Below are 21,487 nucleotides of genomic sequence, written 5' to 3' on the forward strand. Positions count from 1 at the left end.
TGCAAGATTGAGGCACTTTCATAGCTGCCAAGGGAAGGCATACTTTAGTCTTTCAACGGACGGGGCAGGCCTAGGCAGGCTAGGCCGAGGCGCGCAACAAACACCGATGCCAGTATATCTCGGCACATCGCAACAAAACTGTTGATCAAACACCCACGCCCATGCAAAGCACCTTGACTGTTACCTTCAGGAGCCTTGTGTTCAGGATTGATCAAGCGGGACAGCTCCGGACGCTCCCATGACTTCGTCGAGCGAATTTCGGTACGGCACCTCGCCTCACTCGGTGAAATAGCCATTCAGATTATGTTCAGACGCCAGCGCGCACTTTTCCGCTTGCCACAATTCACACAACATAGCGCCATACAGCGCCTCAGGCAGGGATCGCCGACTCACTCGGTTACAGGCGAGAAACAAAGATGAAAGAAAAGAGCACGATTGCGTTGGTTGACGATGAGCGCAACATCCTGAGTTCGCTTCGGATGGCGCTTGAAGCCGAAGGCTATAAGGTCCGAACCTATAACGACGGGGTCTCGGCGCTGGAGGCCCTCAGTGAAGATCCAGCCGATCTTGGCATCTTCGACATCAAGATGCCGCGCATGGATGGGATGGAATTGCTGCGCCGCGTGCGCCAGCAGTCGGACATGCCCGTTATCTTCCTGACCTCAAAGGATGAAGAAATCGATGAATTGTTCGGCCTCAAGATGGGTGCCGACGACTACATCGCCAAACCCTTCTCACAACGCCTCGTTGTCGAGCGCGTTAAAGCGGTTCTGCGCCGCTTTGGTGTCAAAGACGGTCAACAGACGCCGACGGAAGCCGCGAAAGTCCTGGAACGGGGCAAGCTGAAGCTCGATCCGGAACGTCATACTTGTCATTGGGATAACCGGTCTGTCACGCTGACCGTTACGGAATTCCTTATCCTTCAGGCGCTTGCCGCACGACCCGGCGTCGTGAAAACACGAGACGCCTTGATGGATGCGGCATATGATGATCAAGTCTACGTCGACGATCGGACCATCGACAGCCACATCAAGCGCTTGCGCAAGAAGTTCAAGCAGGTGGACGAAGAGTTCGATGTGATTGAGACGCTTTACGGCGTGGGGTATCGCTTCAAAGAAGCCTGAGACCGAACCGCCATAAAGGGGGTATGAGGGACCGCGGTGGTAAGTATGTTCGCTTCATCGGTTCCTCCATTAATTTGGAGACGAAATGGCGTTCGGGGGCGACCGCGAGGATTCAGGTAACTGGCTCATGGGCGTTCGTGATAGCGTCCAGCGCCACGTTATGTCGCTGCCCGATCTTGCTCGTCCCGCGCTCGAAAACCTACCAGAACGTTCCGGCTTAAACACGATCCCGGTTCCAGGACGAGTTAAAAGCTTCTTTGCTGCATTCCGGAAAGGTGGCCCGGTTCGCCGAGCGCTTGTCGACTGGTTCAATCGCCAGCCGCTCGTCCGCTTCATCTCGGCGTCGCTCTTGCGACGGATCATGGTGTCGAACCTGCTTGGCTTCGTCATCCTGTTCGGCGGCATGGTGTACCTTAGCTTCAACAGCGGCTGGCTTATCAATGCCAAGCGAGAGGCTTTGCGCATTCAAGGGCAGATCATCGCTGCGGCTATAGCGGGGGAAGCCAAGATCGAACGGGGCATGATCGTCGTCGACCCCGATCGTTTGCCAACGGACAAGAATGCACGGATACCCTTCCGCGACGACGGTTTCGCTGCTCTCGAATTATCCATCAGTCCGGAAAAAGTCGCTCCCATATTTCGTCGCCTGACGCAGCCCACCAGCACACGCGCGCGCATTTATGATCGCAGCGGCAATCTCGTCGTCGATACAGATGACCTTCTAAAGCCGGGCCAGATCAAACGCCTCGCCGTCCAGGAGACAACCGAAACCGAGGCTGAGCGCCCGACGACTAAAGACTTCTGGACGCGGCTGCAGCATTGGCTGATCGATAAAGAAGTACAGGTTTACAAAGAAATCGGCTCAGCCAACGGCAAGTACTATCCGGAGGTGCGTCAGGCATTGCAGGGCGATGACGCCGCGATGCTCCTGCTGAATGCGAAGGGACAACAGATTGTCTCCATCGCCGTGCCGATCCAGCGCATGAACACGGTATTGGGGGTCTTGCTGTTGTCTTCGCCGCCAGGCGAGGTCGATAAGATCCTCAGCGATTGGCGTGATGGGCTCTGGCCCCTGGCGGGTATTGCCCTGGTTGCCAGCATCTTGACCGGCTTCATGCTCGCCCGCACCGTTGCAGGTCCGATGAAACGGTTGTCGGAATCCGCCGAGCACGTCAGCCGCGATATTAAAGCACGACAGTCCTTGCCAGCCTTCACAGGGCGTAAAGACGAAGTCGGGCAAATGGCCTCAGCATTCGGGGCAATGACCGAGTCTCTTTATCGGCGCATTGAATCCAGCGAAAAGTTTGCGGCAGATGTCGCACACGAGCTCAAAAACCCTCTAACCGCCGCAAGTTCGACAGCGCAGGCGCTCACGTACGCCAAAACCGATGAACAGCGCGATATGTTGGTTGAGCAGATCCAAGGTGAACTCACGCGCCTCAGCCGACTCATAACCGACGTTTCGCGTGCGTCTCGGCTTGATGCGGAACTCGCTTTGCAGTCGCAGGAGCCGGTCGATCTGTCGGAGATCCTGAGTCAGGTTCTCTCCATCTTCCAAGACAAAGCCGAGAAATACGACTGCAAGCTGAAATTTATCCTGGATGATCCAGAAGCGCGGGGTCTTATCGTCAATGGCAACGCCGGTCGGCTCGCACAGGTCTTTACCAACCTAGTCGACAATGCGATCTCCTTTTCACCTTCTGGTGGCAGCGTGGTCGTTAAGGCCATTGCGATGGGAGGCCAGATAGAAATCCGGGTTGAAGACGACGGTTGCGGCATAGAAGAAGACAAGCTGGAAACAATCTTCTCAAGGTTTTACACTTACCGGCCGACAGAGCATTCGAGCCGTGGCAGCAATTCCGGCCTCGGATTGAGCATCTCGCGCGAAATCATCATGGCGCACAGCGGAACGATCTCAGCCGAGAACCGCCCCTCTGCCGATCCCAATGCCGGACCGCTCGGCTCCCGATTCACCGTGCGGCTACCTACTCAGGAGCCACCCGCGCGCGGAGGCAAGACCAGTGGCCGGCGGGCTTAATGTCATTCACGGGACCGCTATCGCTCTTGACGGTCTAGCCGCACTGATTTGCGGGCCATCAGGCTCAGGTAAATCAGATCTGGCACTACGTTGCCTCATGCAGGGACCGAACTCGCTGGTAAAGGGTGACGTCCGTCTCGTGGCGGACGACTATGCCGTAGTCCAGGTCGTTAACGACACGGTAATCTTGAGCGCGCCTGAGACAATACGCGACCAACTTGAGGTGCGCGGGCACGGCATTGTGACGGTCCCAGCTCTTGATAATGCCGAGCTTGTGCTCATCGTTGAACTTGTGTCGGCGGATCAGGTCGAACGCCTGCCGGATCCAAGGCCGCGGCGCGAAATCGCCGGAATATCGCTCCCGCTGCTGCAGATCTCCGGATTTGAAGCTTCGGCGGCATGCAAGGTACTGCTAGAATTAGCACAATTTGGCTGCGCGAACGGCAAAAAGGATGATCTCGTACTTTGACTCTTGCGCTTGCTGCAAACCCTTGCCACTTTGGCGGCCCCGCACCGGGCCATGGGACTGATTCGTGCAGTTTCTCTTCACGACAGCCCGCGATTACAACACCGGCCTGACGAAAGGTCGGCGATTGGAAACGGACAGGATATCGGTACAAGTGCGATGATTGGACTTGTTATCGTGACCCACGGTCGCCTCGCTGCGGAATTTCGCTCTGCGCTTGAGCACGTCGTTGGTCCTCAGCAACAACTTGAGACGGTCTCTATTGGTCCCGACGATGATATGGCGCAGCGACGCCGGGAAATCATCGACGCAGTCAAGGCGACCAACAGCGGCAATGGCGTCGTCATTCTTACTGATATGTTCGGGGGAACGCCGTCTAACTTGGCTATTTCAGTGATGGATGAAGTCGATACCGAGGTCATTGCGGGTATCAATCTGCCCATTCTGATCAGGCTCGCGACAGTGCGCTCGGAAATGGAGCTTAAAGAAGCTGTGATCGTTGCGCGGGATGCCGGCCGCAAATACATCAAGATCGCAAGCCAGGAATTGTCTGGTGAGTCCTAAATTCGTGCATAGTCCCGCCCTCACTTTTTCTGAATTGCGGGACGATCTGATCTGACCATGCCTGAAATTATCGATAGCAAACATCCTGAAGCCGTCGTCACAATCCGCAACCGCAAGGGGCTCCACGCACGCGCTTCCGCCCAATTCGTGAAATGCGCTGAGCGCTTCAAGGCAAACGTCACGGTAACCCGCGACGGTGTGAGTGTTGGCGGCACGTCAATCATGGGCTTGATGATGCTCGCCGCCGGACCCGGCGTAACGCTCCATATGAGCGCGCAAGGGGTGGAAGGCCCAGAGGCCATCGAGGCCTTGGTCGCACTCGTTGAGGCCGGTTTCGGCGAAGATATGTGCGAAGAGATTTAAGACTAGGCCGAGCTGAGCCGCCTTCATTTGCTAGCTTCCCCAACGATTTTAGTTCGTTAGGCGCTCCCATACGCGCCCCAAGCGTGCTCTCCGCGTTTGACGCTTGAAAAGAGAGACATAAAGACTTGTTTATATGTTATTGCGATTTTTGCGAGGCCTCGATATAAGGGCGGGGAGTGGCGCGTCGCACGCAGTCAGATGGATTTCTGCCGGCGCGACGCCTCGGTGTGCTCGGTTTATGGAGCGCGCCCTTCTAAGGCTGGCCGCCTTTTTGTGCCGGCCGGCCAATCACCGCTGAAAAAGGAATTTGTGTATGACCAATGCCATCGACTATGCCATCAAGGATATCTCGCTTGCAGATTTCGGACGTAAAGAGATCCGCATCGCAGAGTCCGAAATGCCGGGTTTGATGGCGACCCGTGAGGAGTTTGGCGCTTCCAAGCCGCTCGCTGGCGCGCGCATCGCCGGTTCCTTGCATATGACCATCCAGACAGCTGTGCTGATCGAGACGCTCACAGCGCTCGGAGCCGACGTTCGCTGGGCCTCCTGCAACATCTATTCGACACAAGATCACGCAGCTGCAGCGATTGCTGCTGCCGGCATTCCCGTATTCGCCATCAAGGGTGAAAGCCTTACCGACTACTGGGAGTACACCCGCAAGATCCTCGAATGGTCTGACGGTGGCACGCCCAACCTCATCCTGGACGATGGCGGCGATGCCACGATGCTCGTTCACCTCGGTCTGCGCGCTGAGCAGGGCGACACGGCCTTCCTCGAGAAGCCAGGTTCGGAAGAAGAAGAAATTCTCTTTGCGCTCATCAAGCGCACGCTCGGCGAAAAGCCAGGCTGGTTCGCTGAACTCGCCAAGAATATCAAGGGTGTGTCGGAAGAAACGACGACGGGCGTCAACCGGCTTTATCAGCTCGCTAAACAGGGCAAGTTGCTGTTCCCTGCTATCAACGTCAACGACAGCGTCACGAAGTCCAAGTTCGACAACCTGTATGGCTGCCGTGAATCGCTCGTCGACGGTATCCGTCGCGGCACCGACGTCATGATGGCTGGCAAGATTGCCATGGTCGCAGGCTTCGGCGACGTCGGCAAAGGTTCTGCGGCTTCCCTGCGTAACGCCGGCTGCCGGGTTATGGTCTCTGAGATCGACCCCATCTGCGCGCTTCAGGCCGCCATGGAAGGCTACGAAGTCGTCACGATGGAAGAAGCCGCACCACAGGCCGACATCTTCTGCACCGCGACCGGCAACAAGGACGTCATCACCATTGACCACATGCGGGCGATGAAGGATCGCGCAATTGTCTGCAACATCGGTCACTTCGACAACGAGATCCAAGTCGCAGGCCTAAAGAACTTCAAGTGGGACAACATCAAGCCGCAGGTCGACGAAATCGAGTTCCCTGACGGCAAGCGGATCATCCTTCTTTCCGAGGGCCGCCTCGTGAACCTGGGCAACGCCATGGGTCACCCCTCGTTCGTCATGTCAGCATCCTTCACCAACCAGACGCTGGCTCAGATGGAACTGTGGGCTCATCGTGATGGTGGCCGATATGAAAAGCAGGTCTACACTCTGCCGAAGCTTCTTGATGAGAAGGTCGCCAAGTTGCATCTCGAAAAGATCGGCGTGAAGCTCTCAAAGCTCTCGGATGAGCAGGCCTCCTATATCGGTGTGAAATCGGAAGGGCCGTTCAAGCCTGAGCACTACCGCTACTAAGCGTTGTACAGGGGAATCCTGCAGCTTAGCCACAGGTCAAACTTTAAAAAGCGCCGCAACGACCTTGCGGCGCTTTTTCGTGCATAATTTGCCATGTATACGTCTCGTTAACCTATAGTCAGGTCCTTCTCGACACTCCATAATTTTGTCCGATTCGGCGCAGTCCACGCGGGGTGGGAGGCTGCCTTCGACCTAGTCTCAAACTAGGCCAACGAATTCGGCTGATTTGGAACGCGATGTCTTCACCGGTAAATGTCAGGGAGACCAACGCGCGAGCGGAACTTGTCGTGCTGCTGGTAGCTAGCCTAGCCAGCGCAGTGATGATTACTGCCGGCGTCGTTTACGGCGGCAGTATGCTGTTTGCCGAATCGAGCCTTTCGATGTTCCTGACGGCTGCCGTGTTCTTAGGCGCTGCGGGCGGATCGATTCTGGCTCTTTGGCGGATTCTCACGACGACCCGGCACGCCCTTGGTCGCGCTCGTGAAGAATCAGAAAGGCTTAAAAAGCAACTGGGCGTCGCAGAAGCCGTGATTGGCGGCGAGCCTCAGATTCTCGTTCTATGGGACGAAGGGCTGCAACCTACGGTCGTTAGCAACACGCTGCGTGGTATTCGCGGTCTTCCGCACGACAATGTGCAGCTTCTCGGCTTTGGGTCTTGGCTGGAGCGCGGATCAGCCGAAAAGTTGCGGCTCTCCGTCGATAAGCTGCTGCGTCTTGGCCGTCCCTTCAACATGATCATCAGGACGTCCGTGGGCGGCCATTTGGAAGCCGACGGACGCGCATCCTCGGGCCGCGCTGTGCTACGGCTGCGGGATATCGCCGGATACAAGCGCGATATCTCACGCATCATTGACGGCCACGAAGGCCTAGCCCGCGATATCCGCTCAAGTCGCGCGCTGATCAACGCGCTCCCGTTTCCGGTTTGGCTCATGGATGCTGCAGGTCGGATCATTTGGGTCAACGCTGCCTATGTTGAGGCCGTGGAAGCAACGAGCAACGACGAAGTTATCGACCGGCAGATCGAGCTGCTTGAATTGCGTCAACGCGATACCGTCGCCCGCGCGGTGCGCGCCACGCCGACCTTCCGCCGCCAGCTTAACCTCATCACGCGAGGTGATCGGCGCATCCACGAGGTGATCGTTCACAAGCTCGACGATGCCTCTGCCGCCGCAGCCATCGATTTGACGGCATTGGCAACCTCGGACAGCGCACCCGGATCGCAAAGTGCAACGTTCGACCGTATTCTTGATCGCGTTTCTTCGGCAATTGCGGTGTTTGATTCCGAAAGCAGGCTGGTGTTCTTCAACCTCGCTTATCGCAACCTTTGGGAATTCGATGAGACGTGGCTGAAAACGGCACCGAAGGACACTGATATACTGGACCGGCTTCGTGAGCTGGGACGTCTTCCGGAAGTCGTGAATTATCCTGAATGGCGGGCCAGCGTGCTCGCCATGCACAGTACAGGCGGTGAACGCGAGGATTGGTGGCATCTACCGGACGGGCGGGTGCTTCACGTCGTCAGCGAGCAGCGTCAGGACGGCGGTATGACCCAGCTGCTCGTCGACGAAACCGAACGGCTTGCCTTGGAAAGCCGCTTCAACGAGCTCATCGGCGTACAGAGCGAAACGATCGACAGCCTAAAAGAGGGTGTCGCGGTGTTTGCGACTGATGGCCGTCTCAAACTGTTCAACTCAGCTTTCGCCAGCGTTTGGCAGTTGTCGCGCGAGAAGCTCGATAGCAGTCCGCATATCGATGACATTATTGCCGATGCACGCGCGCTCTATCAGGACACGCACGTTTGGCAGCAGCTCAAGCTTGCGATTACTGCACTGAGCGATGAACGGCTTCCCATCGATGGCCAGATGGTGCGCGTCGATAATTCCGTGATTGATTATGCGACGATGCCGCTACCGGACGGCGCGACGCTGATCACGTTTACCGATGTGACCTATTCCAAGCGCTACGAACGGGCGCTCGTTGAGCGGAACGAAGCGCTTGTCGCTGCCGATCGTCTCAAGAGCCAGTTCATCGGCCGCGTCTCGTACGAGTTGCGCACACCTTTGACCAACATCATCGGCTTTACGGAGTTGCTCGGCACCACGCTCTTTGGCGACTTGACGCCCAAGCAGCGCGAGTACGTTGGCGATATCTCCATGTCGTCGAAAACTCTGCTGAACATCATCGACGGTATTTTAGACCTCGCAACGATCGATGCGGGATCCTTGGAACTGAAGCTTGAAGAAGTCGACGTGCGCGAGCTGATCGACGCTGCGGCGTTGGGCGTGCACGAGCGCGCAGTGCGTTCCAACCTGATCCTCGATATTGCAATCGCAGACGACGCCAAGACGTTCGTGGCCGACAAGGCACGCGTGCGCCAGGTGCTCTACAATCTTCTGTCCAATGCCGTCGGCTTCTCTCCCGACGGCGGGACCGTTCTGATCGGTTGCTGGCGAGAAAACGGAACAATGGTGTTTCAGGTCGAGGACAACGGTGTCGGCATCCCCGAGGACGCTCTAGAGCGGGTGTTCGAGCCGTTTGAGAGCAACAGCTGGGGTTCCAAGCATCGTGGCGCTGGCTTGGGGCTGGCAGTCGTCAAGAACCTCGTTGAGCTTCATGGCGGCGAGATTTCCCTCGAGTCGGCGCCTGGAGAGGGAACTCGCGTGACCGTACGGCTGCCGGAACATGGTGTTGGCAGCCTGCAGCAGGATCTCGAAATCGACCCGCTGGCGGAGGCACGCGCGGCTGTTGAAGCGAGAAAAAGGCAACGCTAAGGACGCTTTAATCGGATTTTCCATCAGGCCGAATTAATACTACCGCGGTCCCGCCTGATTTTTGCGCCGGTCTTTGGGTCACATTGGCCAACCTTCGGGCTTTTTTGCTCAACGACCTTTGCTGTGCCTCATGGAAACTTGCTTGTCTGAAACTCAATCCTTGCCTGACCTCAGCGAACCGCAACTGCTGCGTTTGGCGCAGGAACTGGGCTTTTTGCTGCGCCCGGGAGACACGATTTGCCTCCATGGCGATCTCGGAGCCGGAAAAACCACGTTCACACGGGCCCTGATCCGCTCAGTGGCCAATGACGATGATCTCGACATTCCGAGCCCCACTTTCACCCTCGTGCAAAACTACGAAACCGCACGGCTCGGCATTGCACATTTCGACCTCTACCGGCTCGGTGCGCCTGAGGAGATCGATGAGCTGGGACTTGAGCACGCGCTCACACATGGCGCGGCCCTGATCGAGTGGCCAGAGCGTGCCGAGGATGCTTTACCTGCAGACCGGCTCGACATTTTCCTCAACGACGGTGCCGTCGTCAGTGACTGCGAAACGCGTTCTCTCCGCTTGGAAGGCCACGGGAGTTGGGAGACGCGCGTTTTACGCCTCGTCGCCCTCCACAGGGTCGTGCGGGAAGCTGGTTTCGTCGACGACGATGTTCGCCTCACCCCGATCACCGGCGATGCTTCCGCGCGCCACTATGCAAGGCTTACGTCCATCACGGGTGATAAGCGGGCGTTGGTTATGGATTGGCCGCGCCAGCCGGACGGGCCGCCAATCCGTGACCAGCTGGCTTATAGTCAGATTGCACATTTGGCCGAAGGCACGATGTCGTTCGTTGCCATCGCGGAGGCGCTACGCGCAGCCAATTTCAGCGCACCGCAGATCTTTGCGCGCGATCTCGACAACGGATTTCTCGTGCTGGAAGACCTTGGGGAGCATGAGTTCAAACATGCCATGATGGAGGGGAGCAGTCAGGAGGAGTTGTGGCGTGCCGCGACAGACGTGCTGATTGCTTTACGTGGCGTCCCCATCCCAAGCAAGCTTTCCGCTACCGCCGATAAGGCCCATGTCCTGCCCCCGTTCGACACGGGTGTTCTGGACATCGAAACGGAATTGCTTCTCGACTGGTATTGGCCCGCTATTCGCGGGACAGAGGCCCCACCTGACATACGCAAATCCTATCAGGCTGCATGGTCTGAGATTTTCGATACGCTCTCGCGTGAGCCCCACCGGTGGGTGTTGCGTGACTTCCATTCACCTAATCTAATCTGGCTGGCAGATCGCCCCGGCGTGCAGCGTGTCGGGCTCATTGACTTTCAGGACGCGCTGGCGGGGCCAGCGGCCTATGATCTGGTCTCTCTTCTGCAAGATGCACGTATCGACGTCGATGAGGCTATCGAAGCGCGTTTGCTGACACACTACCTCGCGAAAGTTCAGCAGTCGGAGCCCGGTTTTGATCCCGACGCTTTTCGGTTCACCTATGCCGCGCTCGGCGCGCAGCGAAACACCAAGATCCTGGGAATATTCGCGCGGCTCGCGAAGCGCGACGGCAAACTCCGTTATCTGGCTCACATTCCCCGCGTCTGGCGATATTTAACCCGAGACTTGGCCCATCCCGAACTTGCGGCGCTGGCGCAATGGTATGATGCGGCCTTCCCACCTAATATCCGTGAGAAAATTCCAGCCTTTTGAAACTTAGGTTAGACACCCTCGTTCGCACCATTTCTCAGCATTCATGACCCGAGTTCTGACATGACGTCAAAAGTTTCGACTGCAATGGTCTTGGCCGCTGGCCTTGGCCAACGCATGCGCCCCCTTACGGATTCAATTCCGAAACCGATGGTGAAGTTGGCAGGGCGACCGTTGATCGATCATGTTTTGGATCGGCTCCACGAGGCGGGAGTCGAGCGTGCGATCGTCAATGTGCATTATTGCGCCGATGCCCTCGAAAACCATCTTAGCCACCGCACAACGCCTAAAATTATCATTTCCAATGAGCGCCATGGTCTCCTTGATACCGGTGGGGGCATCGTCAGGGCTCTGCCGCTGATTGGGAACGAGCCCTTTCTTATCCACAATTCAGATTCTACCTGGATCGAAGGTGTCGGCCGGAACCTAGACAGGCTCATCAAAGCCTGGGACCCTGAGCGCATGGATAGCTTATTGCTTGTGGCGCTGGCTTCGCATTCTCTAGGCTATCATGGATTTGGGGACTTCTCGATGTCACCGGACGGGCTGTTGGAGCGCCGTCCTGAACGTGATGTCTCACCCTTTGTATTCACAGGCGTATCCATCGCTCACCCGCGTTTATTTGAAGGCGCACCAGAAGGGTCGTTTTCCCTAAATAAGCTTTGGGACGCGTCAATTGCGCGGGGTCGCCTTTACGGCCTTCGCCTCGACGGTTGGTGGATGCATGTTGGGACACCCGACGCACTGAACGACGCCGAAGCGTGGATCGAGGATGCGGCGAAGCGGGTTTAAAAAATGAGGGGTGGGGATGTCCGATGGGGTGGTCAAGCCGGGAGCAGTTTATACGGTCCCCGCGGCGGCTAGTTTTCTTGATGTTCTCGCGCAAGCGGTTCTGAATGGCGACCTGCCACACGTTCACGGACCGAAACCCGATCCCCTAGATCTTACGGCTCTTACCATTCTGGTTCCAACCCGTAGAGCCGAACGCGCCATCGGCGAAGCCTTTATGCGGGCAGGACAGGCGCGCGCGCTTTTGCTACCTCGAATTCAGCCTGTTTCTCAGGGTGATGACGACGGAGCGCTGTTCTCGGATTTGGCCGTCGGAGCGAACCCGGACGAACTGGAAATCCCCCCCGCCATCGCCGAGATGGAACGGGTTCTGCTGCTGACGCAGCTCGTGCAGAAATGGTCGGCTGCGATGCGCCAGCCCGGCAGCGATCCCACCGGCGAACTCGCATTCGGGATGGTGCCATCAGCCGGGGCCCGAACACCGGCGCAGGCCGCCAACATGGCGCGCGACCTCGCAAATCTCATGGACCTTGTGGAGCGCGAAGGGTGCTCCCTCGATGGCATTGCGGACTTGGTGCCTGACACCTTCTCCGAGCACTGGCAGAAATCTCTCGATTTCCTCAAGATCATCACGGAATACTGGCCGGCGATCCTGGCTGCACGTGGCCGTCTTTCTCCAAAGGATCGCGAGAACCAACTGATTTTGGCGCAAGCACGCCGCCTTACCGACTTGCCACCAGCCGATCCCGTCATCGTTGCGGGTGTGACCGGTTCCATTCCGGCAACGATTGAGCTCATGCGCGCGGTCCTGCAATTGCCGCAGGGTGCTATCGTCCTGCCTGCGCTTGATCTTGGATTGGATGATGCAAGCTGGAATGTCATCCCCGAGCACCCTGAGCACCCGCAGTTCGCACTGCGAAAGCTTCTGGATGGCTTGGGTCTCAATCGCTCGGACGTGCGTCAACTGCCGGGTTCCGAACTAACGCCCGGCCTCGCGATGCGTGAAACGCTTATCAGCGAGTCCATGCGACCGACAGCAACCACAGGTGCCTGGCATCATTGGGTTGCGACGGCTGATCGGACGGACGTCGCTGAGGCCCTATCGGGTGTCAGCCTCGTTGAAGCACCCGCCGCGCAGGACGAGGCCGAAGCCATCGCGCTGATCATGCGCCATGCTCTCGAAACGCCGAACCAAACGGCGGCACTTATCACTCCTGATCGGTTGCTGGCACGACGCGTTGCTATTCGACTTGAAGCGTGGGGTATCCGGGTCGACGACAGTGCGGGCCGCCCCTTCGCGAAGACTGCGGCCGGTGCATTTCTCGAATTGGTTATCAATTGCCTTGCCCGCAATTTCGCACCTCCGGAAACCATGGCGCTGCTCAAGCACCCGCTGGCACGCCTTGGTTTGAGTGCTCGAGAAGTCCGCTTTGCGGCACACGCGCTGGAGCATGCGGTATTTCGAAAGCTCTATCTTGGCGATGGCATCCCCGGGATTGAAGCCGCGCTCACAAAGGCGCGCATTGAAGCAGCAAGCGGCGAAGCGCCCCGGACCGCACAGCGACTTTGGGATGAGGACTGGGAGCGTGCAAGAGACCTTGTGGCACGCCTGACCGAAGCGTTCGCTCCGCTCACGGCTACGGCCGCCATGGAAGGGGAGCTCCCGCTTACCGATCTAGCAGAAGCGCACCTAAAGTGTGCCCTCGCCCTAACGCGCCTGCCGGAAGAAGAACGTTTGGAAGCTCCTGGCGAACCTCTCTTTGCCGGCGAAGCCGGACAGACGGCTGCGCTATTCTTCGAAAAACTTCTGGCGAGCGGTGACGACGCGCCGGACGTTAAAGCGACCGACTATCCAGACCTCTACCGCAGTCTCATTCTTGGGCTCAATGTCGTCGCCAAGGTACCTCCGCATCCGCGGCTTTCAATCTGGGGGCCTCTGGAGGCGCGCCTTCTCAGAGTCCACGTGACGATCCTTGCTTCGCTCAATGACGGGACGTGGCCGGATGCCGCCGATCCGGGACCTTGGCTTAACCGGCCCATGCGCGCGGCTCTCGGCCTGCCTCAGCCTGAGGAAGCCATTGGCCGGGCGGCGCACGACTTTACGTCTTTCCTTGCGGCCCCAAAGGTCATCATGACGCGTGCGCGCAAGGTGGACGGCGTGCCAAGTGTGCCCTCGCGCTGGCTCCTGCGACTCAAGGCTCTTGTCGCTGGGTTGGGACTGAACGATGCGCTGGAGCCGAACGAGCCTTGGCTTGCCTGGGCGCGCCTGCGTGATTTCGCGCCTCCGCGTGCTCCCGCGCAACCGCCGCGCCCAACGCCGCCCGTTGAGGCTCGCCCACGGAAGATCAGCGTGTCAGGCGTCGAGCGCTGGATCGCCAATCCCTATGCGATCTACGCACGGCATGTTCTGCGCTTGGAGCCGCTGCAGCTCCTCGGCGCCGAACCGGATGCGGCATTGCGTGGCGCCATTATCCACGAAGCGATGTCCCGTTTCGCCAAGACTTATCCGGTTCGTCTGCCAGATGACACAGCGCGCGAACTCTTCCGCATCGCAAACGACGTGATGCGAGAACACGCAAGCCATCCGAGGATCGCGGCTTTCTGGTTGCCACGTTTCGAACGGTTTGCGACGTGGTTTGCCGAAACGGAGCCGCAGCGACGCGACGGCCTGCAAAAGACGCTCGCTGAGATCGGCGGTGAACTCTCATTTGAAAGCGCCGGTGGGTCATTCAAGCTGACCGCCCGCGCCGACCGTCTCGATATCACCAACGCCGGCGTCGCCATTACCGACTACAAGACCGGCGCACCGCCTAACGACAGAGCGGTGTTAGACAACACGCGACCGCAGCTCCCGCTCGAGGCGGCTATCGCACTGGAAGGGGGATTTGTCGGCGTGTCCGAACAGAACGTCTCTCTGCTTCGCTATATTCGTGCGTCAGGCGGTGAGCCGCCGGGGGAAGAGCGCATCATCAAAACCGACGACCTGCCGAAGCTCGCGGAAGGTGCTCTTGAGGGTCTCAAGCGGCTGGTGGCTGCTTATGACAATCCAACGATGGCTTATGCTGCTGTTCGGCGCGGGGCCTTCTCTTATGACTATGACGATTATGCGCATCTCGCCCGCGTGGCTGAGTGGGCGCAGTTCGGTGAAGCGGACGGGGAGGCTGCGTAATGTTGTCAAACGTCGTCGCCGAACTCGAAAGCACGTCTCGGCGTCAAAGTCAGGCGTCCGATCCCAGCGTATCCGCGTGGGTCAGCGCTAATGCCGGCACGGGCAAGACGCACGTCTTGACCATGCGGACGTTGCGATTGCTGCTTGCAGGCACGGCCCCTGAACGCATCCTCTGCCTCACTTACACGAAGGCGGCCGCGGCAGAGATGTCGACACGTGTCTTCGACAGACTGTCGGAGTGGGTGACGGCGACGGGCAGTGATCTTGATGCCAGTCTTAAAAAGCTTCTGGGACGTACGCCGACCGACGAGGAAAGAGCGCGTGCACGCACCCTGTTCACGCGGGCTATCGAGACACCCGGCGGGCTCAAGGTCCAGACGATCCACGCGTTCTGCGAGCGCCTGTTGCAACGCTTTCCGTTGGAGGCTGGCGTCCCGCCGGGCTTCTCGACACTGGATGATGACCTTGGCCGCTTGCTGAAACGCGAAGCCATCGACGGCACCTTGCGGGAAGCCGTGAAGCATAACGATCGTCGCATCGGGCAAGCGCTTAAGACCGCAATCGCATATGCTGCCGAAGACCGGTTCGACAAAGTCCTAAGCGAAGCGATTGCCGCACGTGACTGGCTGCTGGCTGCTATCGATCGTACAAGCCGAATGGACGCTGAAGACGCGGAAGCCGCATTCGCAGCGGCAGATCTCGACCTACGGACTGCTATAGGCGTCAGGCGAAAGGGACGTGTCAGCGATATCGAGAAGGATATGGCTGAGGTCCTGAGTTCGGGCACACTAGGCCGCATCGTCGAGGTCTGGTCACAAGGCAAATCGACCGACGTAAAGATTGCGGAAGCCTTGGCTCAGGCTAAGGGGGCGAAAGATATCCGTGGGACGTTGGGCGGCTTTCAACGTGCGTTTTTGACGTCGACGGGGGGCCCCCGTGCGCGCATTGCGACGAAGGCCATCCAGGATACCGAGCCCGGTTTATGCGATCAGCTCACAGACGCTCGCGATAAGTTTGCGAAGCTCGATACGGAGCGCAAGGGGCTCGCGTGTGTTGAAGCAACGGTCGCCCTCATGGTTCTAGCGAGCGACGTCCTACAGCGTTACAGCGATGCCAAAGCACGGCGCGCGGCGCTTGACTTCGACGATCTCATCGAAAAGACCGCCCGTCTTCTTGGCGCAGGGAGCGGTGGTGCAGCCGACTGGGTTCTTTACAAACTCGATGGCGGTATCGATCACATCCTGGTGGATGAATCGCAGGACACCAGCCCGGCGCAGTGGAACGTGGTCGAGACGCTCGCGCGGGAGTTTTACTCAGGAGAAGGGGCGCGGGAGGACGTGCGGACGCTTTTCGCGGTGGGTGATGAAAAGCAATCCATCTACAGCTTCCAAGGCGCGGCGCCGGAAATGTTCGCGCAGAAGGGCAAACAATTTTCCGACATGTCCAAGACCGCTGGTCAGACTTGGCACAGCGTCGAACTTGATCTGTCGTTTCGTACCGTAGAACCTATTCTCAACGCGGTGGATCGGGTGTTCGCCAATCCGGGCCGGACGCCGGGCCTGGGATCAATAGGCGCGGAGATCCGTCATGCCGCGGCGCGCGTTGGCCACGGCGGCCTCGTCGAAATCTGGCCGACCGAGACACCAGAAGATGCTGACACGACCGACGCGTGGATACCGCTGGGTGAGAAGGCTGCGGTCGCGCCTGCCGACAAACTCGCGAGCCGCATCGCACGAACGATCAAGAGCTGGCTTGAGTCGGGGGAACGCTTAGTCTCGCAGGATCGGCCCATTACTCCTGGCGATATCCTTATTCTCGTCTCTAAGAGACGGCCCTTTGCCGCGCCCATGGTGGCCGCGCTCAAGGCTCTCGGCATCCCTGTGGCGGGTGCCGACCGCATGGAGCTTAATGATCAGCTTGCCGTTCAGGATCTCGTAGCGCTCGGCGATTTTGTCACCTTGCCGGACAATGATCTCGCGCTCGCCAACGTCCTCAAAAGTCCAATGTTCGGTCTTGATGACGATGATCTCTTCGATCTCGCATATAAGCGGTCCGGCTCGTTGTGGAGATCTTTGATCGAAGCGCAGGGACGCGATGCGCGCTATCTGGAAGCGGCCAGCCTTCTCAAGGGTTGGCGGCAACGCGCTGACTTCCAACCGCCGTTCGAGTTTTTTGCGCAGGTGCTTGATCGAGATGGCATGCGCCGGCGATTGCTCGCACGGTTGGGCACCGAAGCGGCCGACCCTCTCGACGAGTTTCTCAATCTCGCGATCAGTTATGACGATGACGCCGCTCCTTCCCTTACCGGCTTTCTGACCTGGCTGCGGAGCGGGCAACGCCAGGTCAAACGAGACATGGAGCAGGGGAGCAACGAGGTGCGTGTGATGACGGTGCACGCCTCAAAAGGGCTCGAAGCTCCGATCGTGTTCCTCGCGGACACGTGTCGTGGCGCTGCTTCCGGGCCTGACAAGGAACCTCTGATCACAATATCTCCCTCCCAGAAGGCGCCACCGTTACGCGCGTGGCGCATTAAGGGCGCCAGTCAAATCGAGGCCGTCCAATCTGCGAGGACAGCCAAGGCAAGAGCCGATTTGGAAGAGCAGAATAGGCTTCTTTACGTCGCAATGACGCGGGCGCGAGACCGTCTCTACATCGCGGGTTTTGAGGGCAAGAACGGGCGTCACGATAACTGCTGGTACGATATCATCTGTGATGGGCTCGCGGAGCTAAGTGAGGAGTTCAACGATGCCGAAGGGCGTCTTATTCGGCGCGTGTCGTCATCTCAGGCAGCTCCGGTTGAGAAAGCGAAGACAGAAAGCTCCGGGGCCGTAGCAAATGTCCCGATGCCCGAATGGGCGCACCGTGCCCCCGCTCGCGATACTGTCGTCAGCCTGCCCCTGGCACCCTCAAAACTCACCCCCTATGATGTCGACGAGGCTGGCGATCCAGAGCCGGGAAAGCCAGCCGTATCTCTGGACGAGGTGCCCGATGATCCTCCAACGCCAACGCCACTCATTGCGCAGCCGGATTACCGGTTCTTGCGAGGTACGCTGACGCATGCGCTCTTAGAGCATCTCCCCCTGGTGCCGGAATACAGACGACCGGAAATGGCGGAGCGCTATCTCACTTTGCGTGGGGCAGATTTGCCGCCTGGCGTGCAAAACAGCATCATTTCAGAGACGCTGGCCATTTTGAATGATGCACGCTTTGCACCGTTGTTCGGCCCCCGCAGCCGGGCAGAAGTCGCGATTGCGGCAGATATTCCGCGCCCCGATGGCAAGGGCCCAACGTTGCGACTGACGGGCAAGATCGATAGGCTCGCGGAGGTTGGCGACGATCTTATGATCGTCGACTACAAGTCCAACCGGACGGCTCCCGACGATGTCACGGACGTGGCTGAAACCTATCTTTTGCAGCTTGCTGCCTACCGTCTGGCGCTCACATCTATTTATCCTGGAAAAAAGCTTAGGGTGGCCCTCCTGTGGACATTCGGCCCGCGCATCCTCGAGATTCCGGACGCTCAGGTTGCACAGGCTGAATTACGACTTTGGGAACTGTCTGCGACCTCATCTTGACGCCTCAGGGCCAGACACCTACTTATCGACGAACTGAAGTCTTGCGTCTTTTCTGGCGCCGTGGGGGCGTGTCCTACGCCCGCGCAATTAATCCAACTGGAGAATCGATACATGGCCGTGACCGTTTCCGACACCACGTTCGACGAGGTTGTTCTGAAGTCCGATAAGCCGGTACTCGTCGACTTCTTCGCCGAATGGTGCGGCCCTTGCAAGGCAATGGCACCCGCGCTCGAGCAGGTCGCCGAAGCCCTGAAGGACAGCGTTACCGTGGTGAAGGTTGACGTCGACCAAAGCCCCGGCATCACGCAGAAGTACGGCATTCGCGCCATGCCGACACTGATGTTGTTCCGGGGTGGAGAAGTTGCGGCGCAGCACGTTGGGGCGCTTACGCAGCGCGCTTCTCTCGAGAAGTGGCTGAACGCGTCAATCGCCGCGTAAGTTACATCCGGCGTTACCTTGAAAAGGCCGCGTACGATAAGTGCGCGGCTTTTTCATTCGAGGATTAGTTTGATTGGGCTTCGACGCCCTCCTGCAAGGCCAGAACTTGGCCCGCAAGATACAAGGATCCACAAATCAACACGCGTTTGGGACCGGGATGCAGGCGCTCGATGGTTGCGAGCGCGGCAGGGACAGAGCTTTGCTCTTCCGCCGAGATCCCCGCAGAACGTGCTGATTCGGCAACGGCCTGAGGCGTATGCGGTGCCTCATGGGCGCCGGGAATAGGAACCGAGTAAATCTGGCGCGCAAGGCCGCGGAAATTCGCGACGAAGCCGGTCACGTCCTTCAAACCCATCATTCCCAATACGAGATAGAGTGGGCGTGGACTGCGCTCCTCCAGATCGGCCAGAGCCTGAGCGATCATTGCCCCAGCAGCTGGATTATGGCCGCCATCCAGCCAGAGTTCCGATCCTCTGTGCAGCATATCCGGGAGCGGACCATCATGGAGCCGTTGCATGCGGGCCGGCCAAACGGCGTTCATCACCCCCTGCTCGATGGCTTCCTCTGACAGCGCGAAGCGCGGCATTTCCAGCGCGGCTGTCACGGCCGTCGCGGCATTGACGATCTGGTGCGGGCCGATCAGGCTCGGCATCTGCAGGTCCAAAAGCTGTTCATGACGCTGCACCACCAGCCGGCCACGCTGTTCGTAGGCATCGAAATCACGTCCCCACGCGATCATCCGGCTGCCTACACGCTCGGCCGTTTCCCCAATTGCGGACAGAGCCTCGTCGGGCTGCATGGAGACGACAACCGGAACACCTGGTTTGATAATACCTGCCTTTTCGGTCGCGATCTGAGCCAGCGTGTCGCCCAGCTTGTCAGCGTGATCCAGCGAAATCGGCGTGATGACAGAGATTTCGGGTTTGGCGATCACATTGGTGGCGTCGAGCCGACCGCCAAGGCCTACTTCCAAAAGGAGAACGTCCGCTGGATTCTCAGCATATGCGAGGAACGCAGCAGCGGTCGTGATCTCAAATTGCGTGATGTCATCGCCATTGTTAACGGCCTGTGTCCGGCTCAGAACGTCCACGAGATCGGCTTCAGAGATCGCCTGCGCCGGTTCACCAGAACGCCCAGCCAACGTGATGCGCTCATGGAACCGAACAAGGTGCGGTGACGTGTAGACGTGAGCGCGCAGGCCCGCTGCCTCGAAGATGGACCTCAGGAACGCCGTCGTAGATCCCTTGCCGTTGGTGCCGGCAACATGGACGACGGGAGGCAATCGCTTGTGGGGATCTCCGAGCTTGGCCAAAAGGCGTTCAATCCGCCCCAAGGACAGATCGATCAGTTTTGGGTGCAGAGACTTCAACTCGGCAAGGAGTTGCGTGCTTCTGGAGTTCTCGCTCATCTGGTGCCCACGCCGGTTTTCTTGCGCGCTGGAGTTTCCGAGCTGCGGCTGAACCGCCTTGTTATGACTTTCGTCCTGTGGCCTTCTCAAGGTGAGATCGCACTTTCACCTGCCACATCTATATGCGCTCGCATAGTGAAATAGTGCCAATCGAAAAAATCTATTTGTGAGAAGGCTAGGCTTGTCTCCGCGATGCGACGATGAGCATTCCCTCTATCAAGCGTCCGATTTCGGAGGCTGAGCCTGTGTTTGCTCGGCTGCTTTCTCTGACTTTTGCGCCTTGGTGCCCGTACGTTTCGGCTCGAAACGCTCAGCCTCCGTCACCGGTTCGGCTTCGACCACACTCTCGGCTTCATTTTGGGAAGCGGCAGGATCCTCAATGCGCTCATTAGGCGCTACAGCGTCAGCCTTGGCATATGCTTTCCCATTCATACGCTTAGGGGCAGCTGGGGCTTTCTCTCGCTCTGCCTTGTCCAAGGCGGGCTTCATCAGGAGCCTGCAAACGCGGGCGATGGTTGCTCGCAATTTGTGACGATGCACGACCATGTCGATCATGCCATGCTCAAGTAGATATTCGGAGCGTTGGAAGCCTTCCGGAAGCTGTTCGCGGATCGTTTGCTGGATCACGCGCGGCCCAGCGAAGCAAATCAATGCGCCCGGCTCAGCAATATGAACGTCGCCCAGCATCGCATAGGACGCGGTTACACCCCCTGTCGTGGGGTCGGTCAGGACGACTATGTAAGGCAGTTTGGCGTCTCGCAGCGCCTGAACGGCAATGGTCGTGCGCGGCATTTGCATCAACGACATGATGCCTTCCTGCATGCGCGCGCCACCCGATGCTGCGAACAGAATGAAGGGCGTTTTTCGCTCTACGGCACGCAACATACCGGCGATGATGGCCTCACCAGCTGCCATGCCGAGAGAGCCTGCCATGAATCGGAAATCTTGTGCAGCGGCCACAACATTCTGGCCGTCGAGCAGGCCTTCGCCGACGACAACAGCATCATCCAACTCCGTCGCGGACTTGGCATCCCGCAAACGGTCCGGGTAGCGTCGGCCATCACGGAATTTGAGCGGATCAGTCGCCGCACCGGGAACCGGCACTTTTTCATAAACGCCCGCGTCGAATAGCATTTTCATGCGATCGACGGCGCTCACACGCTCATGATAGTCCGACCCAGGAAAGACGAACTGATTGGCTTCCAGATCCTTATGGAACACCATGTTCCCCGTTACCGGGCATGTGCGCCACAGGTTGTCCGGCACCTCGCGCTTCGTGGTTAAGAAGCTGCGGATTTTGGGGCGGACGACGTTGTTAATCCAGTTCACGCTAAACGGCTCCTCGCTTATTGGAGCATATGGG

14 protein-coding genes are annotated in these 21,487 nt (G+C 58.5%); 12 read left to right on the top strand and 2 right to left on the bottom strand.

What is annotated here, in order from left to right; all coding sequences use genetic code 11:
* Nucleotides 1-416 precede the first annotated feature (416 nt).
* The 12 genes from K5845_RS00295 (at nucleotide 417) to trxA (ending at nucleotide 18,716) form a co-directional block, all read left to right on the top strand.
* Nucleotides 417-1,124, top strand: a complete 708-nt coding sequence (locus K5845_RS00295) for a response regulator transcription factor (protein ID WP_046477916.1) — start codon at nucleotides 417-419, stop codon at nucleotides 1,122-1,124.
* Nucleotides 1,125-1,209: 85 nt separating this feature from the next.
* Complete coding sequence (locus tag K5845_RS00300) at nucleotides 1,210-3,162, top strand: stimulus-sensing domain-containing protein (protein ID WP_287957954.1); 1,953 nt, start codon at nucleotides 1,210-1,212, stop codon at nucleotides 3,160-3,162.
* Complete coding sequence (locus tag K5845_RS00305) at nucleotides 3,146-3,631, top strand: HPr kinase/phosphorylase (protein WP_287957955.1); 486 nt, start codon at nucleotides 3,146-3,148, stop codon at nucleotides 3,629-3,631. The genes K5845_RS00300 and K5845_RS00305 overlap by 17 nt, the downstream gene beginning before the upstream one ends.
* Before the next feature lie 156 nt (nucleotides 3,632-3,787).
* Nucleotides 3,788-4,192 (top strand): PTS sugar transporter subunit IIA, encoded by a 405-nt coding sequence (locus K5845_RS00310; RefSeq protein WP_046477914.1) that lies wholly within the window; start codon nucleotides 3,788-3,790, stop codon nucleotides 4,190-4,192.
* 57 nt (nucleotides 4,193-4,249) lie between these two features.
* Entirely contained in the window at nucleotides 4,250-4,555 is a 306-nt protein-coding gene (locus K5845_RS00315) for an HPr family phosphocarrier protein (protein WP_287957957.1), read from the top strand.
* A 313-nt stretch (nucleotides 4,556-4,868) separates the two neighbouring features.
* On the top strand, nucleotides 4,869-6,278 hold the full coding sequence (ahcY, locus tag K5845_RS00320; protein ID WP_046477912.1) for an adenosylhomocysteinase: 1,410 nt from the start codon (nucleotides 4,869-4,871) through the stop codon (nucleotides 6,276-6,278).
* A gap of 236 nt (nucleotides 6,279-6,514) precedes the next feature.
* Nucleotides 6,515-9,049: a sensor histidine kinase gene (locus tag K5845_RS00325; protein WP_046477911.1), complete on the top strand. Its 2,535-nt coding sequence runs from the start codon at nucleotides 6,515-6,517 to the stop codon at nucleotides 9,047-9,049.
* 142 nt (nucleotides 9,050-9,191) lie between these two features.
* Nucleotides 9,192-10,748, top strand: coding sequence for a tRNA (adenosine(37)-N6)-threonylcarbamoyltransferase complex ATPase subunit type 1 TsaE (gene tsaE, locus K5845_RS00330; RefSeq protein WP_287957960.1), 1,557 nt, complete (start codon nucleotides 9,192-9,194; stop codon nucleotides 10,746-10,748).
* Nucleotides 10,749-10,808: 60 nt separating this feature from the next.
* Complete coding sequence (locus K5845_RS00335) at nucleotides 10,809-11,537, top strand: nucleotidyltransferase family protein (protein ID WP_090226337.1); 729 nt, start codon at nucleotides 10,809-10,811, stop codon at nucleotides 11,535-11,537.
* 16 nt (nucleotides 11,538-11,553) lie between these two features.
* Nucleotides 11,554-14,703 carry a double-strand break repair protein AddB gene (addB, locus tag K5845_RS00340; protein WP_287957963.1) on the top strand — a complete coding sequence of 1,050 codons (3,150 nt, stop codon included), beginning with the start codon at nucleotides 11,554-11,556 and terminating at the stop codon, nucleotides 14,701-14,703.
* Nucleotides 14,703-18,278, top strand: coding sequence for a double-strand break repair helicase AddA (gene addA / locus K5845_RS00345; RefSeq protein ID WP_287957964.1), 3,576 nt, complete (start codon nucleotides 14,703-14,705; stop codon nucleotides 18,276-18,278). Before addB ends, addA begins: the two co-directional genes overlap by 1 nt.
* A 111-nt stretch (nucleotides 18,279-18,389) precedes the next feature.
* The gene (gene trxA / locus K5845_RS00350; protein ID WP_046477906.1) at nucleotides 18,390-18,716 is read left to right on the top strand and encodes a thioredoxin; all 327 of its coding nucleotides are present in this window, start codon (nucleotides 18,390-18,392) and stop codon (nucleotides 18,714-18,716) included.
* 64 nt (nucleotides 18,717-18,780) lie between these two features.
* Here trxA and K5845_RS00355 read toward each other — a convergent pair whose 3' ends face one another.
* Together K5845_RS00355 and accD are read right to left on the bottom strand one after the other, a co-directional pair.
* Complete coding sequence (locus tag K5845_RS00355; protein ID WP_046477905.1) at nucleotides 18,781-20,124, bottom strand: bifunctional folylpolyglutamate synthase/dihydrofolate synthase; 1,344 nt, start codon at nucleotides 20,122-20,124, stop codon at nucleotides 18,781-18,783.
* A 216-nt stretch (nucleotides 20,125-20,340) separates the two neighbouring features.
* Entirely contained in the window at nucleotides 20,341-21,453 is a 1,113-nt protein-coding gene (gene accD / locus K5845_RS00360) for an acetyl-CoA carboxylase, carboxyltransferase subunit beta (RefSeq protein WP_046477904.1), read from the bottom strand.
* Nucleotides 21,454-21,487: the final 34 nt, after the last annotated feature.

The organism is Filomicrobium sp. (assembly GCF_025698805.1).
Lineage (GTDB): Bacteria > Pseudomonadota > Alphaproteobacteria > Rhizobiales > Hyphomicrobiaceae > Filomicrobium > Filomicrobium insigne.

What these genes read in the sequence shown, in the direction of transcription:
- K5845_RS00295 (WP_046477916.1), top strand. Translation starts at nt 417, where the DNA reads ATGAAAGAAAAGAGCACGATTGCGTTGGTTGACGATGAGCGCAACATC.
- K5845_RS00300 (WP_287957954.1), top strand. Translation starts at nt 1,210, where the DNA reads ATGGCGTTCGGGGGCGACCGCGAGGATTCAGGTAACTGGCTCATGGGC.
- K5845_RS00310 (WP_046477914.1), top strand. Translation starts at nt 3,788, where the DNA reads ATGATTGGACTTGTTATCGTGACCCACGGTCGCCTCGCTGCGGAATTT.
- K5845_RS00315 (WP_287957957.1), top strand. Translation starts at nt 4,250, where the DNA reads ATGCCTGAAATTATCGATAGCAAACATCCTGAAGCCGTCGTCACAATC.
- ahcY (WP_046477912.1), top strand. Translation starts at nt 4,869, where the DNA reads ATGACCAATGCCATCGACTATGCCATCAAGGATATCTCGCTTGCAGAT.
- K5845_RS00325 (WP_046477911.1), top strand. Translation starts at nt 6,515, where the DNA reads ATGTCTTCACCGGTAAATGTCAGGGAGACCAACGCGCGAGCGGAACTT.
- K5845_RS00335 (WP_090226337.1), top strand. Translation starts at nt 10,809, where the DNA reads ATGACGTCAAAAGTTTCGACTGCAATGGTCTTGGCCGCTGGCCTTGGC.
- addB (WP_287957963.1), top strand. Translation starts at nt 11,554, where the DNA reads ATGTCCGATGGGGTGGTCAAGCCGGGAGCAGTTTATACGGTCCCCGCG.
- addA (WP_287957964.1), top strand. Translation starts at nt 14,703, where the DNA reads ATGTTGTCAAACGTCGTCGCCGAACTCGAAAGCACGTCTCGGCGTCAA.
- trxA (WP_046477906.1), top strand. Translation starts at nt 18,390, where the DNA reads ATGGCCGTGACCGTTTCCGACACCACGTTCGACGAGGTTGTTCTGAAG.
- K5845_RS00355 (WP_046477905.1), bottom strand. Translation starts at nt 20,124, where the DNA reads ATGAGCGAGAACTCCAGAAGCACGCAACTCCTTGCCGAGTTGAAGTCT.